This is a genomic window from Mucilaginibacter sp. P1_D10 (assembly GCF_056406215.1).
The window spans coordinates 255,791-275,951 of sequence record NZ_JBFUAP010000004.1; the positions used below are offsets into that span (position 1 = coordinate 255,791).

General features: G+C 48.1%; 8 protein-coding genes. All 8 read left to right on the top strand.

Translation table 11 applies throughout. The features are described 5' to 3' along the window. The first annotated feature begins 243 nt into the window (after nt 1–243). The 8 genes from AC1DYT_RS07915 to AC1DYT_RS07950 all read left to right on the top strand — a co-directional run bounded on the left by AC1DYT_RS07915 (nt 244) and on the right by AC1DYT_RS07950 (nt 20,150). Entirely contained in the window at nt 244–3,600 is a 3,357-nt protein-coding gene (locus AC1DYT_RS07915; RefSeq protein WP_477469090.1) for a VCBS repeat-containing protein, read from the top strand. Further along, complete coding sequence (locus tag AC1DYT_RS07920; protein ID WP_477469091.1) at nt 3,597–4,997, top strand: vanadium-dependent haloperoxidase; 1,401 nt, start codon at nt 3,597–3,599, stop codon at nt 4,995–4,997. The genes AC1DYT_RS07915 and AC1DYT_RS07920 overlap by 4 nt, the downstream gene beginning before the upstream one ends. Nucleotides 4,998–5,221: 224 nt before the next feature. Beyond that, entirely contained in the window at nt 5,222–9,391 is a 4,170-nt protein-coding gene (locus AC1DYT_RS07925; RefSeq protein WP_477469092.1) for a hybrid sensor histidine kinase/response regulator transcription factor, read from the top strand. A gap of 281 nt (nt 9,392–9,672) precedes the next feature. Beyond that, nucleotides 9,673–12,846, top strand: coding sequence for a SusC/RagA family TonB-linked outer membrane protein (locus AC1DYT_RS07930; RefSeq protein WP_477469093.1), 3,174 nt, complete (start codon nt 9,673–9,675; stop codon nt 12,844–12,846). Between the two features lie 11 nt (nt 12,847–12,857). Then, nucleotides 12,858–14,561 carry a RagB/SusD family nutrient uptake outer membrane protein gene (locus AC1DYT_RS07935; protein WP_477469094.1) on the top strand — a complete coding sequence of 568 codons (1,704 nt, stop codon included), beginning with the start codon at nt 12,858–12,860 and terminating at the stop codon, nt 14,559–14,561. A gap of 69 nt (nt 14,562–14,630) precedes the next feature. Then, entirely contained in the window at nt 14,631–16,136 is a 1,506-nt protein-coding gene (locus AC1DYT_RS07940; protein ID WP_477469095.1) for an RICIN domain-containing protein, read from the top strand. A 51-nt stretch (nt 16,137–16,187) separates the two neighbouring features. Further along, nucleotides 16,188–17,711, top strand: a complete 1,524-nt coding sequence (locus tag AC1DYT_RS07945) for a glycoside hydrolase (RefSeq protein ID WP_477469096.1) — start codon at nt 16,188–16,190, stop codon at nt 17,709–17,711. A gap of 9 nt (nt 17,712–17,720) precedes the next feature. Next, entirely contained in the window at nt 17,721–20,150 is a 2,430-nt protein-coding gene (locus AC1DYT_RS07950) for a glycoside hydrolase family 2 TIM barrel-domain containing protein (RefSeq protein WP_477469097.1), read from the top strand. The last annotated feature ends 11 nt before the right edge of the window (nt 20,151–20,161 follow it).

Consider the following 20,161-nt stretch of genomic DNA (forward strand, 5'->3'; position numbering starts at 1 on the left):
CCCAAAGTGTTTCACTTATTTTGCTTAAATTGCTGATAATCAATTGCAATTAAAAAATAAGTGTTTCGCACGCGGAAGTGGAACACCCCCGGGCCAAAAAATCAGGGCCTTGTCCATTTTCTCATTTATCCCCCCGTATTGTAACGAAATACCCCCTATGCTATCTGCTTTAAAAAAAGTAATTTGGCTGCTTAAACCAATTGTTAAACGCCTCCGTGGCGTTGCCGTTTTTCCTGATTTTATATGAAGCCAAAGCCTTCGCTATTTCCTGTGCTGCCCTTAGGGTTCAGCTACATTGCGCCACTGGCATTCCTGCTTGGTTTGGCGGCTTGCAACAACGGTACCGATAGTGCGCAGGAATCGCGACCGCCCCTTTTTCATGCGCTGGATACTGCGCAAACGCATATAAGCTTCGTAAACCAACTTACCGAGGGCCTCAACACCAATGTGCTGGTGTACGAGTATTTTTATAATGGTGGGGGCGCCGCCGTGGGCGATTTCAATGGCGATGGCCTGCAGGATTTGTACTTCACCGGCAACATGGTTGATAATAAACTTTACCTTAACAAAGGCCATATGGTTTTTGCGGATGTTACCCAACAAGCAGGTGCCGCAGGTCGCCCCGGGCCATGGAAAACCAGCGCCACCGTTGCCGATGTAAACGGCGATGGCAGGCCCGACCTGTACCTCTGCTATTCGGGCAAGCTACGGCCCGAGAAGCGCATAAACCAATTGCTCATCAACCAGGGGAACGATGCAGCGGGCATCCCGGTGTTCAAGGATTCTACCGCTGAATATGGCCTCGATTTCGCATCATACAGCACCCAGGGCTACTTTTTCGATTACGACCGCGATGGCGACCTGGACCTGCTGCTGGTAAACCACAGTCCCGAACGGCTCAACAATATGGATGTATTTGCCTTGAAGGAATTAGTAAAAACCAAGGACGCCGAGCGCGGCACCCGCCTGCTGCGTAACGACGATGGCAAATTCAAAGATGTTACCGGGAACGCGGGTATAGAAAATGGCACCATCTCCTACGGCCTGGCAGCGGGTATTGCCGATGTAAACGGCGACGGCTGGCCCGATATTTACCTGGATAACGACTACAGCATTCCCGATAAGTTGTACATAAACAATGGCAACGGCACCTTTACCAATAAACTGAGCCAAATGCTGGGGCACACTTCGTTCTTCTCAATGGGGAACGACGTTGCCGATATCAACAACGACGGCAGCGCCGATATTTTCACGCTGGATATGCTTCCCGAGGATAACCGCCGCCAAAAGCTGCTGATGGGCACCGATAATTACGAGTTCTTCAACATGAATGTAAAGGCCGGGTTTTACTACCAGTACATGCGCAATATGTTGCACATCAACAACGGCAACGGCACTTTTAGCGAAGTAGGGCAGTTTTCCGGTATCTCTAATACCGACTGGAGCTGGTCGCCTTTGTTTGCCGATTATGATAACGACGGCTTTAAGGACTTGTTCGTAACCAACGGTTTCACGCGTGATTATACCAATATGGATTTCCTGAAGTACATGGGCGATAACTTGAAAGACAGGTCGGTAATGCGGGAGGACCTGCTTAACCTGGTGAAAGAAATGCCCTCTTCGCACGTGAAAAACTACTTGTTCAAAAATAAGGATGGCTTATCGTTTACCGATGTATCTGCCGATTGGGGCATAACAGAAGCATCAAACAGCAACGGCAGCGTATATGTAGATCTGGATAACGATGGCGACCTTGACCTGGTTACCAATAACGTTAACGAACCGGCTTCGATATTGGAAAACAGTGCCGCCGCCGATGCCAATAACCATTACCTGGACATCAAACTAAAAGGTGCGGGCAAAAACACCGATGGTATTGGCGCGCTTGTTACGCTATACGCCGGTGGTAAACTGCAAACCTTGCAGCAGATGCCTGCCCGTGGGTATCAATCCTCGGTTACGCCGGTGCTGCATTTTGGCTTAGGTAAAATAAAAATCGTCGATTCTGTAAGGGTAACTTGGCAATCAGGCAAAACGCAGGTGATTGCCGGGCAGGCGGTTAACAAGCGGATAACCTTGTCCGAACAGGAGGGGAGCAACAGCACCGGACCTACATCTGCCGCAAGCACGCTGTTTGTTAAGGCTGCATCTCCAATCAGCTACAGCCAGCCCATTAGCCAAACAAACGATTTTAAGCGCCAACCTCTTTTGGTTAATCCCATTTCCTTTTCGGGGCCGCATATGGCAATGGCTGATGTAGATAAGGATGGCCTGCAGGATATCTTCATTGGTGGCGGCAAAGGGCAGGCATCTATACTGTACATACAAAAACGGGATGGTAGTTTCGTAAAAAAAGAGCAAGCCGCATTTGCGCAAAGCGGCCTGAAAACGGAGGTAATCCCTGCGTTTTTTGATGCCAATGGCGATGGCTACCCCGATATCTATTGCGCGTCGGGCGGTTACGATGATTTACAAGCCGAGGACAAAACCCTAAGCGATGAGCTATACCTGAATGATAAGAAAGGCAACTTCGTAAAGGCCGATAATGCCATACCGGCCCTTTATACCAGCAAGAGTTGCGTTAAGGCTGCGGATTTTAATGGCGACGGCGCACCTGACCTTTTTATAGGCGGTCGTATTATTCCCGGTCGCTATCCCGAAACGCCAAAGAGCTACCTGCTTTTAAATGATGGCAAGGGCCATTTTACCGATGCCACCCAACAATACTTGCCGCTGCTTAGCAAGCTCGGCATGGTTACCGATGCTGCCTGGGTAGATATGAATGGCGATAAACGCCCCGACCTGGTTGTAGTGGGCGAATGGATGCCGGTAACCATCTTCATCAACGCGAACGGAAAATTTGTAGACAAGACGGCGGATTACCTCCCCAAACAATACAGCGGCTGGTGGAACTGTATTACCGTGGGCGATTTTAATAAAGACGGGCACCCCGATTTGATATTAGGCAACCAGGGCACCAATTCGCAATGCAAGGCGAGCGATAAAGAACCAGCTGAGCTGTTTTTCAAGGATTTTGACAAAAACGGCGCTATCGACCCCATCCTCTGCTTTTACATCCAACATCAATCGTACCCGTACCTTACCCGCGACGAGTTGTTGGATCAGATAAGTATCATGCGCGGCAAGTTTACCGATTATAAAAGCTACGCCGATGCTACCCTGCAGGATGTTTTTACTGCAGAGCAACTGCAAGGAGCGGGGCACCTATCCGCTAATACCTTAGCCACAACTTATCTGCTAAGCGATAAAACAGGCAAACTGCATTCACAAACTTTACCCGCCGAAGTTCAGTTTTCGCCCGTGTTTACCATAACGCCTTTTGATTACGACCATGACGGTATTACGGATTTGCTGCTTTGTGGCAACATGAACAAAGCCCGGCTCCGCTTTGGTAAGTACGATGCAAATTATGGCCTGTTGCTAAAGGGGCAGGCAAACGGTAACTTTATAACAGTAAAACAAGCACAATCGGGTTTCAACATCACCGGCGATGTACGCAGCGTGATGCAGGTAGGGGACAAACTGCTTTTCGCTATAAACCAATCCACTATGCAGGCCTATAAATCAACGGGTAAATGAAAAAGTATTGCTTTATTTTAACAAGCATCCTGCTGATGTGCCTGGGGATGAACTGCTCGCCGAAACGTACAGGCAGGCCCGTGTTACACGCGGCTGATATCACTAAAGTGATAAAAACGATGAGCGCGCAAATGGTACACGATGTAACCAACCCACCTTTGGCTGCACGTTTTTTCGCTTATTCGTGCATGTCGGGCTACGAGGTACTATCCCAAAATGACGTTTCGATTATGAAACTTTCCACGGCACTAAATGGCTATCCGCAGGTAAAAAAGCCTTTGGTCACCAATTACGACGCCCAACTTGCTGCCTTGTTTGCCATCACCAAAACGGCTGCTAAAATGCAGCCATCGGGCGCGGCTATAAAAGCATTCGAGCAACGGCTTATCGATTCGTGCCTGCAAATAGGTTTTGCGCAGGATAAGATAGACAGTTCGTTAAAGTACGCGCAACAGGTTAGCGCGCAAATTATTGGGTATGCAGTTAAAGACAACTACAACCGCATCAGCAACTTTAAACGCTATGTGCCAAAAGATACCGCCGGTGCATGGTACCCAACTCCGCCTGCCTACATGGGTGCGGTGGAGCCTTACTTTGCTACCGTAAGGCCTTTTACGCTGCAGGCTTGCAACCAGTTTAATCCGGCCCCGCCCGTGCCTTTCTCTACAGACAAGAAGTCGGGATTTTACAAGTTGATGCTGGAGTGCCAACGGTACGATGCAGACTCCTTATCTGCCGGGCAGCGCGCCATAGCCGGTTTTTGGGATTGCAACCCCTTTGCGGTGCAGGATAATGGCCACATGCTCATCGGCCTAAAGAAAATTTCGCCGGGCGCGCATTGGATGCTGATAACCGGCATAGCCTGCAAACAGGCAAACCTTGGGTTCGATAAAGCGATGGCCATACACGCCATGGTTGCCATAGGGTTGATGGATAGCTTTATAAGCTGCTGGTACCAAAAATACCAAACCAACCGCATCCGGCCGGAAACGGCCATCCATCAGTATTTAAACCCACGGTGGAAATCTTTCCTGCAAACGCCGCCTTTTCCGGAATATCTTAGCGGGCACTCCTGTATTTCGTCCACCTCCGCTGTTATCCTTGAGTCTTACTTCGGCCCAAATTTTACTTATACCGATGATGTGGAACTTGCTTTTGGTATAAAACCACGTAAGTTCGGTTCATTTTCGCAAGCGGCTGCCGAGGCCGGATATTCGCGGTTACTGGGCGGCATCCACTTTGAAGATGGCATTGCCAATGGTAAATTGCAGGGCGAGGAAATAGGCCAATGGGTGCTGCACAAGTTCAAACACAGCGTAAAGAGTAGATTAAATAGGGGGGATGCCCTTGGTGGCTCTGGCTTCATCAAAACGCAGGGCAAAATACTTTACCGTTAGGTGTTGTTTAAATAATTAAATTGTATTTTGCCATTTTAATAAAACCCGGTAGAACGATGTTCTTGTCGGAGAGGTCGGCTGCGTCGCAAAACAAAAGCAGGCGCGCCGACGTTTAAGTAAACCAATTATCAGCCCGATACATCTGCCTCGGGTACGTTATATAAATTATCGGATTCAGCATGGTAGAATTTTTACGAAAGAGTTGGGGTAAGCAATTTTTCACTATGCTTTTCCTTTCCGGCATTTTATCGTTCATGGTTTTAGGCTTACGGGCGCAATCGCCGGTAAATAATAAGGTTTTGAAATATTCCCTGAAGGATGGCCTTTCTTTCGAAATCGCGAACAGCATCACGCAGGATGCCAGGGGGTTTATTTGGATTGCTACCAGCGATGGGCTCAACCGCTTCGATGGCAGCTCTTTCAAGGTGTTCAAATCGAAACAACGCAATTCGCTTGGGCTTTTGAGTAACTATGTAGAAAAGGTGTACACCGATAAAGCCGGCTTTATATGGGTTGGCTCGCGCGATGGCCTGAGCCGCTTGGATCCCCGTACAGAAAGCTTTATCCATTATAAAGTAAACGCGGGGCGTACGGCCAAAGAAGACGTAAATAACATCGTGCCCGCCCGGGGCGATAACCTTTGGGTATCCACCTATGGCATAGGCTTTTCGTATTTCGACGCGAAAAAATCCAGGTTTATAAACTACAGGCAAAATACGTTCCCACAATTGGGCGATGACCGGGTTATCAGCCTCTCCGAAGATTCGCAGGGTTTGTTATGGGTAGGCACCCAGGAGGCGGGCTTAAACGTATTCGAGCAAAAAAACGGTGTTATTGGTAAACGGCTTAGTCTTGGTGTCGATGCGCCCTTGGGCCGTATCAATGATATTTTTGAGGACCATTTCCATAACGTATGGATAGCCACGGTTAGCGGCATGTTTTACTACAACCGCAGCCTGCACAAATTTTACCATTTAACAAGTGCGCAAGCTGGTATCAGAAATAAACGCTACCTGTCGTTAAACGAGGGCAGCGACAAAAAGCTACTTGTTGGCCTGCAGGATGGCGGGCTATACAAGCTGGATCTGGGCACATCCGCCAATTATGATGTCGACTCGTTTTCGCTGGAACCGGTAACCGGCGAGGATGGCTTTAATATTACCCAACGATCGATACAAACGCTGTTTATCGATCGCGACAAAAATACCTGGGTGGGTACTTATGGCAACGGGATATACATGCTTGGCAATAGAACCGAAAAGTTTACACGCGTACAGCGTAAGCATGCCGATGCGCAAGGAGAAAGTATGGTGCGGTTTTACGGTATGAGCCAGGATAATGCCGGCATGCTTTGGCTGGGTACCGATGGCGACGGCCTGTTGAAAACCAGCCCCGACGGCACGCTGATAAAACAATACAAGGCAGATGGTCGGCCAGGCAGCTTAACCGATAATGCCATCCTGAGCGGCTTTACCGATAGCGATAATAATTCGTGGTTTGGTACTTATGCAAAGGGCCTGTTCCTGTATAACAGGGCAACCGACAAATTTACCAATTTTGCGCATACCCCGGGCTTGGCAAACAGCCTTGGCGGCAACGATGTGCGTGTTATTTTCCAGGATTCGCGTAAGCGGCTTTGGATAGGGTCAAACGGCGGAGGATTAAGCCTTTACAACCCCAAAAGCCGTACGTTCACCAATTATACACCGACTAATAGCGCCATAAGCTCAAACGATATACGGGCTATTGCCGAAGATACCAAGGGCAACCTATGGATAGGCACATTTGGCGGAGGGCTGGATTACTTCGATGTTAATAGAAATAAATTCGTAAAGCCGCTGAACACTGTCGACGAAAAGCGAAGCCTGCCAAGCGCCGTAGTATTCTCGCTATTACAGGATAAGCAACAAAAGCTTTGGATAGGCACAGAAGGGGATGGCCTGCTGGTTTATGATTTGCGGAACAAAACTTTAAAGGTTTTCGACGAAAGCACCGGGTTGGCCAATAATACTATCTACGCTATTAAGCAGGCGGCCAACGGCATCTTATGGTTAAGTACCAACAAGGGCCTATCAAGCATTGACCCACTTAGCGGCAGAATAGCGAATTACGACCAGTCCGATGGCGTGCAGGCGGGCCAGTTCAACGTAGGTTCGGCTATGTATAACGATAAGCGCAAAGCTATGTACTTCGGCGGTACGCAGGGACTCAACATCTTTTATCCCTCGCAGGTGCATAAAAGCAATTACCGGCCCGGCGTAGTGATAACCGGCCTGCAAATTTTTGATAAACAGGTTGATGTTGACGGCCACGATAAAAACGGCGCCGTATTGCCCAATGTTTTGAACGAAACAGAAGAACTGGTGTTACAGCCGGATCAGCCTGTATTTTCTATACAGTACACGGCCCTTAACTACGCCTATCCGCAAAAAGGCAACTTTGCCTATAAAATGGATGGGTTGGACAAGGCATGGAACTACGTAGGCACTCAGCGCTCGGCAACTTACCGTTACCTTTCGCCCGGTACATATGTATTCAGGGTGAAAGCATCTAACCAGGATGGGGTTTGGTTCAACAATTATGCTACGCTGCAAATACGAGTACTGCCGCCATGGTATAAAACCTGGTGGGCCTACCTTTGCTACGTGCTTGCAGCAGGCTTGCTCATCAATTACTACCGCCTGTACCGCATAAACCAATCCCAGCTTAAATACGAAATAAAAATAGCGCAGCTATCAGCCGAAAAAGATAAAGAACTGAACGAGCGCAAGCTTTCGTTCTTTACCAATATTTCACACGAGTTCCGCACGCCGTTAACGCTCATCATCAACCCGGTGAAGGATATGCTCTTCGGCAAAATAGAGCATGGGAACGATGCGGGCAACCTGCATATCATTTACCGCAACGCGCGCCGCTTGCTTAGCCTGGTAGATCAATTGTTGCTGTTCCGAAAAGCCGAGAGCGATACCGATAAGCTAAAGGTGGTTAAACTAAACGTAGTTACGCTTTGCCGTGAGGTGTTCCTCTGCTTTAACCACCAGGCGCGTACCCGCTTTATCCAATTCGATTTCGTATGCGAAGTCGAAACCATCGAGATTTATGCCGATAGGGAAAAACTGGAGATTGCGCTATTCAACCTCATTTCGAACGCACTGAAGTTTACGCCCGAGCATGGTTTCGTAAGCTGCGCCATAATCGATAGCGGCGACAAAGTTGATATCGCCATAACCGATAGCGGCTGCGGCATAGCCGAAGGCACAGGCGACGATTTGTTCGGCAAGTTTTACCAATTGCAGAATGCGGGCATCACGGCAGGCGGTTTTGGTATCGGGCTTTATTTGGTGAAGGCTTTTATTGAAAACCATAAAGGCAGCATCACTTACCAAAGCGAAGCGGGTAAGGGCACAGTGTTCAATGTTTCGTTGCTAAAGGGCAAAGAACATTTGGGACAGCAATTTATTTTTGAAGACGTGCAGGAAACTTCGGCCTTTTTAGATGAACTGATTGACAGCGACGAAGGCATGCTGATGGCAGAGGCTGAGATAGCCACGCCGCATATGAAATCTGAAGCTTTAAGCTCCGACACCAAGACCATGTTGCTTATTGATGATAACCAGCAGATACGTACCTACCTTAAACAGATATTTGCAGGGAAATTCGAAGTATTTGAAGCCGATAACGGCACCGACGGGCTCGAACTGGTATATCACCTGGTACCCGATATCGTAATAAGCGATGTGATGATGCAGGGCCTGAGCGGGATAGAGCTCTGCAGCCGGATAAAAGAAGACCCAGTTTTAAACCATATCCCCGTAATATTGCTTACGGCCAGTTCGTCGCCCGAAATAAAATTGAAGGGCATAGAAGGCGGTGCCGACGATTACATTAGCAAACCTTTCGAAAAAGAAATGCTGGTGGCCCGCGTAAACGGCATCCTTAAAAGTCGCAATAACCTGCAAAAGTACTTTTACAACGAAATAACGCTCAATAACACCAACGACCTCAAGATATCGCAGGAGTACAAAGAGTTCCTGGAGAAATGCCTACAGATAGTAGAGAAGCATTTAACAGATCCCGACTTCAGCATTAAAACCCTTGCAGCAGAAACGGGCATGAGCCACTCAAACCTGTACAAGCGCATTAAATCTATCTCGGGGCAATCGGCAAATAGTTTCATCCGCTTCATCCGCCTGCGCAAGGCCGCCGAGATTTTGCTTACTACAGATAGCACCGTGTACGAAACCGCGTACAAGGTAGGGCTTAACGATCTGAAGTATTTCAGGGAGCAGTTTTTCAAGCTTTTCGGCATAAACCCTTCAGATTATATCAAGAAGTACCGCAAGCCGTTCCACAATAACTACAACATCAATCGCGATGTATTGAAAGAAAACTAAAATATTATTTTACCCCCTGCCCAAAAAGCCTCAAAAACCCAAAATTTGAGGCTTTTTTATTAAATCCCCCCTATCTAAATCAGAATTTACCCCTCACAGTTTTTAATGATTTAACCTGAATTTAGACCTACCAATAACCAAGGTGTAAACCGATTTCCTGTAACAGGCATCAATATGATAGGCAAAAATTAAACGGAAGCGATTGTTTCCGGTGCTGCCCTTCTTCGATTAGATGTGTGCTACTGGCCGGAGGTGAAACCAATTAAAAACCAATAACCCATATGAAACTAAATTTACATGTAAAAGATTCTCCGCACGGGAAAAAATTACCGCGGCTTTTCTTATTGGCAACCAGTATGGCTATTGCCTGTGCGGGCAGCATTGCCATGCCTTCGCGGGCGCATGCCGGTATCAACAGTGTAGCCCGGCAGGACGTGAAAATTACCGGCGTAGTAACCGATGAAAAAGGCGAGACCCTGCCCGGCGTAACGGTATCGTTAAAAGGTAGCCAAACCGCGGTAGTTACCGATGTTAACGGGAAGTTTACCTTGAACATCCCTGATGCCAGCGGCACTTTGGTGTTTACCTACATCGGCTATGTAAAGCAGGAGGTAGCCATCAACGGCCAAACTACTTTTAATATTAAACTGGAGGCCGATTCCAAATCGCTCAACGAGGTGGTAGTAGTAGGTTACGGTACCCAAAAGAAAGCAACCTTAACAGGGTCTATTTCGCAGGTTAAGGGTGCCGACCTGGTTAAAAGCCCGCAACCCAATCTTTCCAACTCTTTCGCCGGCCGTTTTTCTGGTGTAATTGTAAACAACCGCAGTGGCGAGCCAGGGTACGATGGTTCCGGTATTACCATCAGGGGTTTGGCTACAACCGGCAGCAATAACGTATTGGTTGTTGTAGATGGTATCCCAGGCCAGATAGGCGGTTTGGAGCGCCTTGACCCGAATGATATCGAGAGTGTATCTGTACTAAAGGACGCATCGGCAGCCATTTACGGTAACCGTGCAGCTAACGGCGTTATACTGGTTACCACAAAAAAGGGCAAAACCGGTAAACCAACCATCAACTATTCGTTTAACCAGGGCTTTAGTTCGCCAACCCGTTTGCCTAAAATGGCCGACGCAGCACTTTACGCGCAGCTTATGAATGAGGTTGCCCTTGATGCAAACAGCGGCGGCGGTCCTAACCAAACTTTTTCAGAAGCCCAGATCCAAAAATTCAGGGATGGATCCGACCCGATCAATTTCCCTAATACCGATTGGTTGAAAACCACCTTAAAATCGCAGGCTTTGCAAAATCAGCATAGCTTATCAATATCCGGTGGCAGCGATGATGTAAAATACTTTGTTTCGTTGGGTACGCTGTATCAGGACGGTATTTACAAAAATGGCGCTACCAAATACAATCAGTATAATTTCCGTTCTAACATTGATGCAAACGTTACAAGTAAATTAAAGGTAGGTTTGTCTTTATCTGGCCGCGAAGAGCAGCGTAAATTCCCAATGGTGGGTGCCGGCGGTATCTTCAGGTCTATTTATCGCTCAAAACCAACCGTTGCTGCGTTCTATCCAAATGGCTTCCCAACACGGGGTATCGAAGATAACAACCCTGCGGTACAGGTAACCGATATCGGCGGAACAGCACAAAACCCCTCACAAACCTTAAATGCGATTTTAAGGGGCAGCTATCTTTTACCCTTAAAGGGGCTGTCGCTCGATGGTTTCTTCTCTGTTGATAAATCCTTCAACTTTAACAAAAACTACAATACACCTTATAACCTGTATACTTACAACCAGGCTGCAGATACCTACACACCTACTGTGGTGGGAGGTAATAACAAAAAAGCAACATTGTTCGAATCTCAGAACAACCAGTCGCTGATCACTTCAAACATTAAATTAAACTACGCACGCCGCTTTGGTGCGCACGATATTAACGCGTTTGTTGGTTACGAGCAAAGCAAAAATCATCTCGATTATTTCGACGCTACACGTTTTAACTATTTATCATCGCAATTGCCGGAACTTTCGCAAGGCGGCAGCGCAGCAACAGATTACCTGAATTCGGGCTACAGTTCAAACTATACCCGCCGCAGTGTTATCAGCAGAATAGCTTATAGCTACGATGAAAAGTATTTGTTTGAAGGTCAGTTAAGGGCAGACGGAAGCTCGATATTCCCCGCAGGAAAACAATGGGGTTACTTTCCATCCGCTTCTGTTGCTTACCGTATATCAAAAGAAAGCTGGTTTAAAGATAACGTGAAATTTATCGACGACTTGAAGCTGCGTGCATCCTACGGTTCGTTGGGTAATGATGCCGTAAACGGTTTTCAATACTTTAACAACTACGTAATTGTTGGTAATGGCTTTGTGGCTTACGATGCCAATGCTAAAGAAGTCGTTATCCAGCCAAATATCAACCTGGTGAAACTGGCCAACCCCAATATTACCTGGGAAGTTGCCCGTAAGCTGGATATTGGTATCAATGCAACATTCCTTAGGAACTTTACACTCGAGGCTATTTACTTTCAGCAAAAACGCTCAGGTATTTTGGCTACCCGTAATGCATCTCTACCGGGCACATCGGGTATTGTGAACCCTTATGGAAGCGATCCGCTTGTGCCGTCTGAAAATATTGGTAAAGTAAACAGCACAGGTTTTGAAGCTACATTGGGCTATAACAATAGCGGCCGCGATTTTAGCTGGGGTATCTCTGGTAACATAACTTATGCAAAAAGCAAAATCATATTTATCGACGAAGCATCAGGCGCGTTAGACTACCAAAGAGAAACAGGCCATCCGTTATACACCTACCTGTTATATAACAGTATTGGCATCTTCCGCACACAGGCAGAGCTGGATGCTTATCCACATGTGCCTGGCGCAAAAGTTGGCGATTTGAAGTACGAAGATTTTAACAAGGATGGTAAAATAACTGCGGACGACCGCGAACGCACCAAATACGGTAACACCCCCTTGTTGACATATGGGTTTACCGCAAACGCGGCTTATAAAAACTTCGATCTGTCGATGGTATTTGCAGGCCAATCTAAAGTTAGTCAGTACGTATTACCAGAAACAGGTACCATAGGCAACTTCTACAGCAGTTGGGCCAATAACAGGTTTAGTGCAAGCAACCCCGATGGTACCTATCCGCGCGTAACAGAACGTGCATCAAGCGCCATAAGCGGCGGCCAGTACAACAATACCTTTTGGCTTAATGATGCATCTTTCCTGAGGTTGAAGAACGTACAATTGGGTTACAACTTTGGCCCAACAGTATTATCTAAAATTAAATTAGCAGGCTTGCGCGTTTATGCCAGCGCATTTAACCTTTTCACGATAACAAAAGTTAAGGATTATGACCCAGAGGGTACAAGCGGCAGCGGCCAGTTTTATCCGCAGCAACGCATAATCAACATAGGCGCAAACGTGAAATTTTAATTTAAACAGTCATGAGAAAAAATTATAAAAAAACATTTTACCTTTTTGCAGTAACGGCGTTAGCAATAGCCGGCTGTAAAAAAGATTTCCTGGCCGTACAGCCAACAGACAGGATTGCTACCTCGGCCGTAGAAGCAGATACCGCCGTTTTTGAAGCTTATGTGACCAACCGGTATTTGGGCACGAAATTACAAAATAAAGAAGGGGAAGGTACCGTGCCGGGTTTTGGAAGAGGCTTTGAATATAGTATGTGGAGCTCACTGTCTGATGAATCTATCTATAACAACGATGACGATACCTGGTTGGTACAGCGCGGCCAGTTGGCCCCCGAAAATTTGGGTGGCGCGGGTGTACTGTGGGCACGCAGTTACCGTGGTATCCGCGAGTGTAATTATGCATTAAGCGTGTTGTCTAAAATAACCATGAGTGCTGGCCACAAAGCCCGTATAGAGGGCGAACTGAAATTTATCAGGGCCTTTAGGTACCAGGACGTTATCCGTAACTACGGTGGCGCGGTACTAATAGGCGATAAGGTTTATGAATTAACGGATAACCTGCAGGACCCTGCATTATTTAAGCGTGCAACTATTAAGGAGAGCATTGCTTATGCCATAGCTCAATTGGATGACGCTGCAGCAAAACTGCCGCTAAATAACGATCAGTCGTGGCAACTGGGCCGCGCTACCAAGGGTGCTGCGCTTGCGTTAAAATCCCGCCTGGCGCTTTACGCTGCCAGCCCCCTATATGATGGCGCAGGCACCTGGGCTGATGCTGCAACTGCTGCACAAGCGGTAATTAGCCTTAACAAATATGGTATTTATACCGGCGGGTATAACAAAATGTTTTTGGAAAACGAAACAAACGAGGTGATTTTTGAACGCCTTTACACCAAAAATGACAATCACGTACACCTGGAGATTGCCAACGGACCAAATGGTTATGGTGGATGGGCGGGTAACACGCCACTGCAAAACCTAGTGGATGATTATGAGATGGATAACGGGAAACCAATAACAGACCCAACCTCGGGATACGACCCAACTCATCCTTACGACCACCGCGACCCAAGGTTTGATGCCACCGTATTACACAATGGCTCGGCGTACAGGGGGCGCAATATTGAAGCATTTATACCGGGCGGGCAGGATAGTAAAGACGGTCCAAGCAATTGGAATACTACTAAAACAGGATATTACTTGCGCAAATACATGGACGATGCGTACCCGCTTGAAAACCCATGGGGCAACGCCGGCTTTCATCCTTGGATCTATTTCCGCTACGGCGAGATCTTGCTGAACTTTGCAGAGGCTGCTAACGAGGCTTACGGGCCTGATGCGGTTCCGTCCGGATCAACCTTAAGCGCACGTACCGCTATTAATATGATCCGTTCTCGCCCGGGAGTTAATATGCCTGCATTGGCCGCCGGCCTTTCGCAATCGCAAATGCGCGATGCAATACGTTACGAGCGCCGTGTGGAACTGGCATTTGAAGAGCACCGTTTTTACGACGTGCGCCGCTGGAAGATTGCTGATGTTACCGAGAATAAGCCTGCTGGCGGTGTTATTATTACCAAAGCTTCGGACGGAAGCTTTGTGTACACGCCAAAGGTTGCTTTGGATGGCCGTTCATTTGCTACCAAGCACTACTGGTTGCCAATACCAAGAACCGAGATCCAGGCATCGGGCGGGCAATTACAGCAAAACGCAGGTTACTAATAAAAATAAGCAGAGGGGAGTATTACTTGCTCCCTTCTGCTTTAATAATGCATCAACCCCGGCTTACCTATGAAGAGATTATTTGGTTTAGTGTTAATAGCTGGTGTTTTAATAACCGGTTGTAAGAAAGATAAAGGTCCAGTAGCCGATAACCACGACAAAACAGATGTAGTAGATTTACCCCCTGTTCCGGTTACGGCGGATGCGCCTCCGGCCGGTCCCCTCAAAGGGGTAAACTGGGCGGCAGACGGCGATAATTTTAGCGATGGTATTTTGGTTTTAAGTGCCTTGTCATCATCAGATAGTTACGCTACCGTATCTGCAACGGCTGATGCCGTGTTAACAGGTATCAAAGCCAACACGGGCGCAAACACGTTGCGCTTACCGGTGAATTATTCAACCGTGTCGCAAGCCTGGTGGGGCTCCTATATCGGCGTTATTGATAAGGCTATTAGCAAAAATATGAATGTAATATTGGCTTGCTGGGAATCCAAATCGCAAGCCGATGGGAAAGTAGATAATATGACGGAGTTTTGGTTGATGTGGAAAGCGGTGGTTGCCAGATACGGCAGTAACCCCCACGTTTACTTTGAGATATTTAACGAACCTCACGGATATTCGTTAACCGACTGGACAGCCATTTGCGCGCAATGGTTAAGCAATTACCCAACAGTGCCGCAAGGGCATATTTTAATAAGCGGCACCTCTTACTCGCAGGATATTAAGGGAGTTGGGGCCGATAGCCGCTTTACCGGTTGCCTGCTATCTATACATGATTATAACTTTTTTAGTGATGGCACCAATACTACCGCAGCCCAATGGGAAAACCGTTTTAAAAGCAATATAGGTGATTATGCCAGCCGCGCTGTGCTTACCGAGTTTGGCGTACCCATGACGGGTGGCAAAAACTACACCGGTGCCATTGGCGGCGACCCCGAAATTGCCTACCTGCAGGGACTTACCAATGTGGCGCGTAGCTACGGCATGGGTAGTGTTTATTGGCCGGGCGTCCGTACCGGCGATAGTTATGCCATGCAGCAATTAAGTGGAAGCGGCGCAGGCATCACCGTTACAAATACCAATTTATCTGGCTTAAGCCGCCTTACCTATGCGTGGGGCGTGGGCGCAGGTGGTACCGATGTGTTTTACACGGGTGCTTTCTACCGCTTGCTAAACCAAAATAGCGGACAGGCGCTTGATGTTAACAGTTCGTCAACAGCTGATGGCGCCAGCATTATTCAATGGCCGCAAAATGGAGGTAACAACCAGCAATGGATAATTACCGACAATGGTGGTGGCTATTATAAGATCACCAACCGTAACAGCAGCAAGGCCCTTGATGTAGATATGAGTTCAACTACTGCAGGTGCAGGGATTGTTCAATGGCCGTGGAACGGCGGCAACAACCAGCAATGGCAACTAACCGCAGCCAGCCCGGGTATTTATAAAGTAATGAATAGAAACAGCGGGTTTGCGCTTGATGTTAACGGCGCATCTACCACTAACGGTGCCGGTATTATACAATGGAATGCAAATGCGGGCACGAACCAGCAGTGGCAAATTATACAACAGTAACTTACAAAAGCGGGCTATGCCGGCAGGCCTGCCCGCTTTGTTTTTTAAATAATGATCAGAACATCAACTATTAGATTTGCCCTTTTAACGGCAACCTGCCTGGCGCTTGGCCGGCTGGTTGCCCATGGGCAGTCTGGTGAAGTAACTATACATATCGATGCTGCCAAAACCTACCAAACCATCAGCAACTTTGCGGCATCAGATGCCTGGGCCTGCCAGTTTGTGGGCAATTGGCCCGATGCCAAACGCAACAAGATAGCCGATTTACTCTTTAGCCGTAATACTTATCCCGATGGCTCGCCCATGGGGATTGGTTTATCGCAATGGCGGTTTAATATTGGTGCAGGCAGCACGCAGCAGGGCAATGCAAGCGGCATTGGCGATGAATGGCGGCGCGCCGAATCGTTCCTCAATACGGATGGCACCTATAATTGGCAAAACCAGGCAGGTCAGGTATGGTTTTTAAAGGCAGCGAAACAGCGCGGCGTGAAACAATTTTTGGGATTTAGTAATAGTCCGCCGGTACAGTTTACGGCAAATGGCAAAAGCTTCGCAACCAACGGCAAGGTGAACATAACGCCTGATAAATACGATGCCTTTGCAGCTTACCTGGCCAGTACGGTAAACGGTTTGCAAAAAGTAGCCGGGATAAAATTCGATTACATCAGCCCTGTTAACGAGCCCCAATGGGATTGGAGCGATGGCGGGCAGGAGGGATGCCCCTACAATAATGCCGAAATAGCCGGGCTGGTACGCGCTATTGATAAAACCTTCCAAAAAGATAAAATAAGCGCTAAAATATTGATTGGCGAAGCCGGGAGCATCAACTACCTTTTTACCAAAGGCGATAAGCACGGCAAAGGCAACCAGGTTAACGATTTTTTCAAACCCTGCACGCCTACTTATATCGGCGATTTGCCTACGCTGAGCCGTACTATAGCTACGCACAGCTATTTCACTACATCGCCAATGGCAGCTTCTGTAAAAGCCCGCAAAGCGCTGGCCGATACCGTGGCCGCAATAAATGGCTTGCAGTTATGGCAATCGGAATACTGCATTTTGGGCGATAACGCCGGCGAAATAGACGGCCGCCACCGCGATTTGGGCATCGACGCGGCGCTGTACCTGGCATCAGTAATACATACCGACTTAACCGTAGCCAACGCATCAGCATGGCAATGGTGGACCGCCATATCGCCTTACGACTATAAAGACGGCCTCATCTACATCGATAAAAACAAAACCGACGGTAATTTCTACGCCAGTAAAATGCTTTGGGCTATGGGCAATTACAGTCGCTTTATTACACAGGATGCGGTGCGGATAGCCGCAACGCCCAGCAGCGGCCCGCTGCTGGTTTCGGCATTTAAAAATGGGAGGGAGCTTACGCTCGTAATCGTCAATACAACTAAAGAGCCGGTCACGACAGGCTTTGACGCAGCTTCGGCAAAATTGAGTTTGGAGACCTCTTACCTTACCGCTCAGGATTCGGAGCTTAAATCCGGGGTTATTACCGGGAATAATACTATAATTCCGGCGCGGTCCATCGTTACGCTTACGGGCACCATTGATTAGCTATCTGTTATGAAAAAGATTTACGTGTTATTTTCGGCCTTTATCTTCATATGGTTGCCCGCACAGCTTAAAGCGCAGACACCCGGCACGCCGGCCTTATTCAACTCCGGTTGGGCCTTTCATAAAGGCGATATTAATAAAGGTATGGATGGCCTCAAGCTCGAAACCGACTGGAAAAACGTAAGCCTGCCGCACGATTGGAGCATAGAAGGCCCTTTTAGCGATGCCTGGGCCAGTGCTACCGGTTACCTGCCCGGTGGTATCGGCTGGTATAAAAAAAGCTTTGCAGGCAACGCCGGTTGGCGCGGCAAACAGGTCTACATATACTTCGATGGCGTTTATAAAAACAGCGAGGTTTGGATAAACGGCCATTTGCTGGGCAAACGGCCAAATGGGTTCATCCCTTTCCAGTACGAGCTTAGCAAATACCTGAACCTTTCGGGCCAAAACCAAATAGTGGTAAAGGCAGATCACAGCCAGTTTGCCGATTCGCGCTGGTACACAGGTTCGGGCATTTACCGCAACGTTTACCTTGTGGTGAAAAATAGGGTACACGTAGGCCTGTGGGATGTAGCCTTTTCCACGCCGGAAGTCACTATTGCCAAAGCCACGATAAACCTAAAACTGGACGTGACCAACAGCGGAAGCGACAATACGCCTATTACGGTGCGAATAAACCTGTTTGATGGCAAGGGCAAAGTGGCCGCAACGCTGCAAAAACAACTCATTGCAAAAGCGGGTAAACAGCAAATAAGCTTCGATAAGCAGCTAACCACTCCACGTTTGTGGGGTAGCGAAAAGCCAGAATTATACAAATTGCAGGTCACGTTACTTAGCAAAGGCTTAAAGATAGACGAGGTGACGCAAAACGTAGGCATCCGCAGCATCCGTTTCGATAAGGATAAAGGATTTTTCCTGAATGGCAAGAGTACCAAGCTAAAAGGCGTATGCATCCACGATGATGCGGGCGCTTTGGGCGTTGCCGTGCCGCCAGAGGTTTGGGTGCGGAGGCTTAATATCCTGAAAGATGCCGGCGTAAATTCGTTGCGGTTAAGCCATAACCCCCATGCCGATTACCTGTATGACTTGTGCGATAAAATGGGCTTTCTGGTTATAGACGAAGCTTTCGACGAGTGGGCAATAGGCAAAAACAAATGGGTGGCCGGCTGGAATGTAGGCACCCCCTCTAAAGACGGTTATCACGAGTATTTTAAAGAATGGGCCGACAGGGATGTAAGCGATATGGTGCAACGTGCGCGCAACCACCCATCCATCATTATGTGGAGCATCGGCAACGAAATTGATTACCCTAACGACCCTTATAGCCACGAAGTGCTCAACAGCGGGCGCAACCCGCAAATTTACGGCAAGGGGTACCTGCCCGATCATCCGGCAGCCAGCGGCCTTACGCCATTGGCCAGGCAGTTGGCAAAAGCGGTGAAGACGGTTGATACCACCCGCCCCGTTACCGCTGCGCTTGCAGGGGTAGTAATGTCTAACGAGGTTGGCTACCCCGAAGAGCTGGACGTAGTAGGCTATAATTACCAGGAATACCGCTACGCCGACGACCATAAGAAATACCCCAACCGCATCATCTATGGCAGCGAGAACGGTATGGCGCAACAGGCCTGGGCGGCGGTTGATAGCAACGAATACATCTCGGCCCAATACCTGTGGACGGGTATAGATTACCTCGGCGAGGCCGGCAAATGGCCCCAACGTAGTAATGGCGCAGGGTTGATTGACCTGGCAGGCTTTAAAAAACCCGAATACTTTTACCGCCAAAGCCTGTGGGCCGATAAACCGATGGCTTATATAGGCACGCGTGCCATAACCAGTATCGAAGATAAAGGCATTTGGAGCCATCGAACCGCCGAACCGATTTGGAACTGGCAGCCCGGAAGCAAAACAAAAGTTGACTGCTTTACCAATTGCCAGGAGGTAGAATTGTTTCTGAACGGGCAATCCCTCGGCAGGCAATCCCGCGCTGCGGCGAAAGGCCAGGTGCCATATTGGGAGGTAGCCTACCAACCCGGCGAACTGCGGGTTAAAGGGTACAACAACGGTGTTGAGGTATGCAGCAATGCTATCAGCACTGCCGGAGACGCCTATCAACTTAAAGCAGTGGCCGATAAAATATCTTTTAAAAGCAAGGCAGGTGGTTTATGCCAGGTTGAAGTTTACGTGACAGATAAAGACGGCAACCCCGTGTTTACTGCCGAAGATGATATCAGCGTAACGGTTACAGGCCCGGCAAAGCTGTTGGGGCTGGAAAGCGGCAGCAATAGCAGCCACGAAAGTTATCAGGCAAACCAACGGAAGACACTACATGGCCGCTTGCTGGCTTACATACAAACATCCGGTGGGCCGGGTACCGTGCTGATTCAGTTCAGTTCGGGCAGTTTAAAATCTTCTACCATCAGGCTCGATGTAAAATAAGCCGTCTTCAT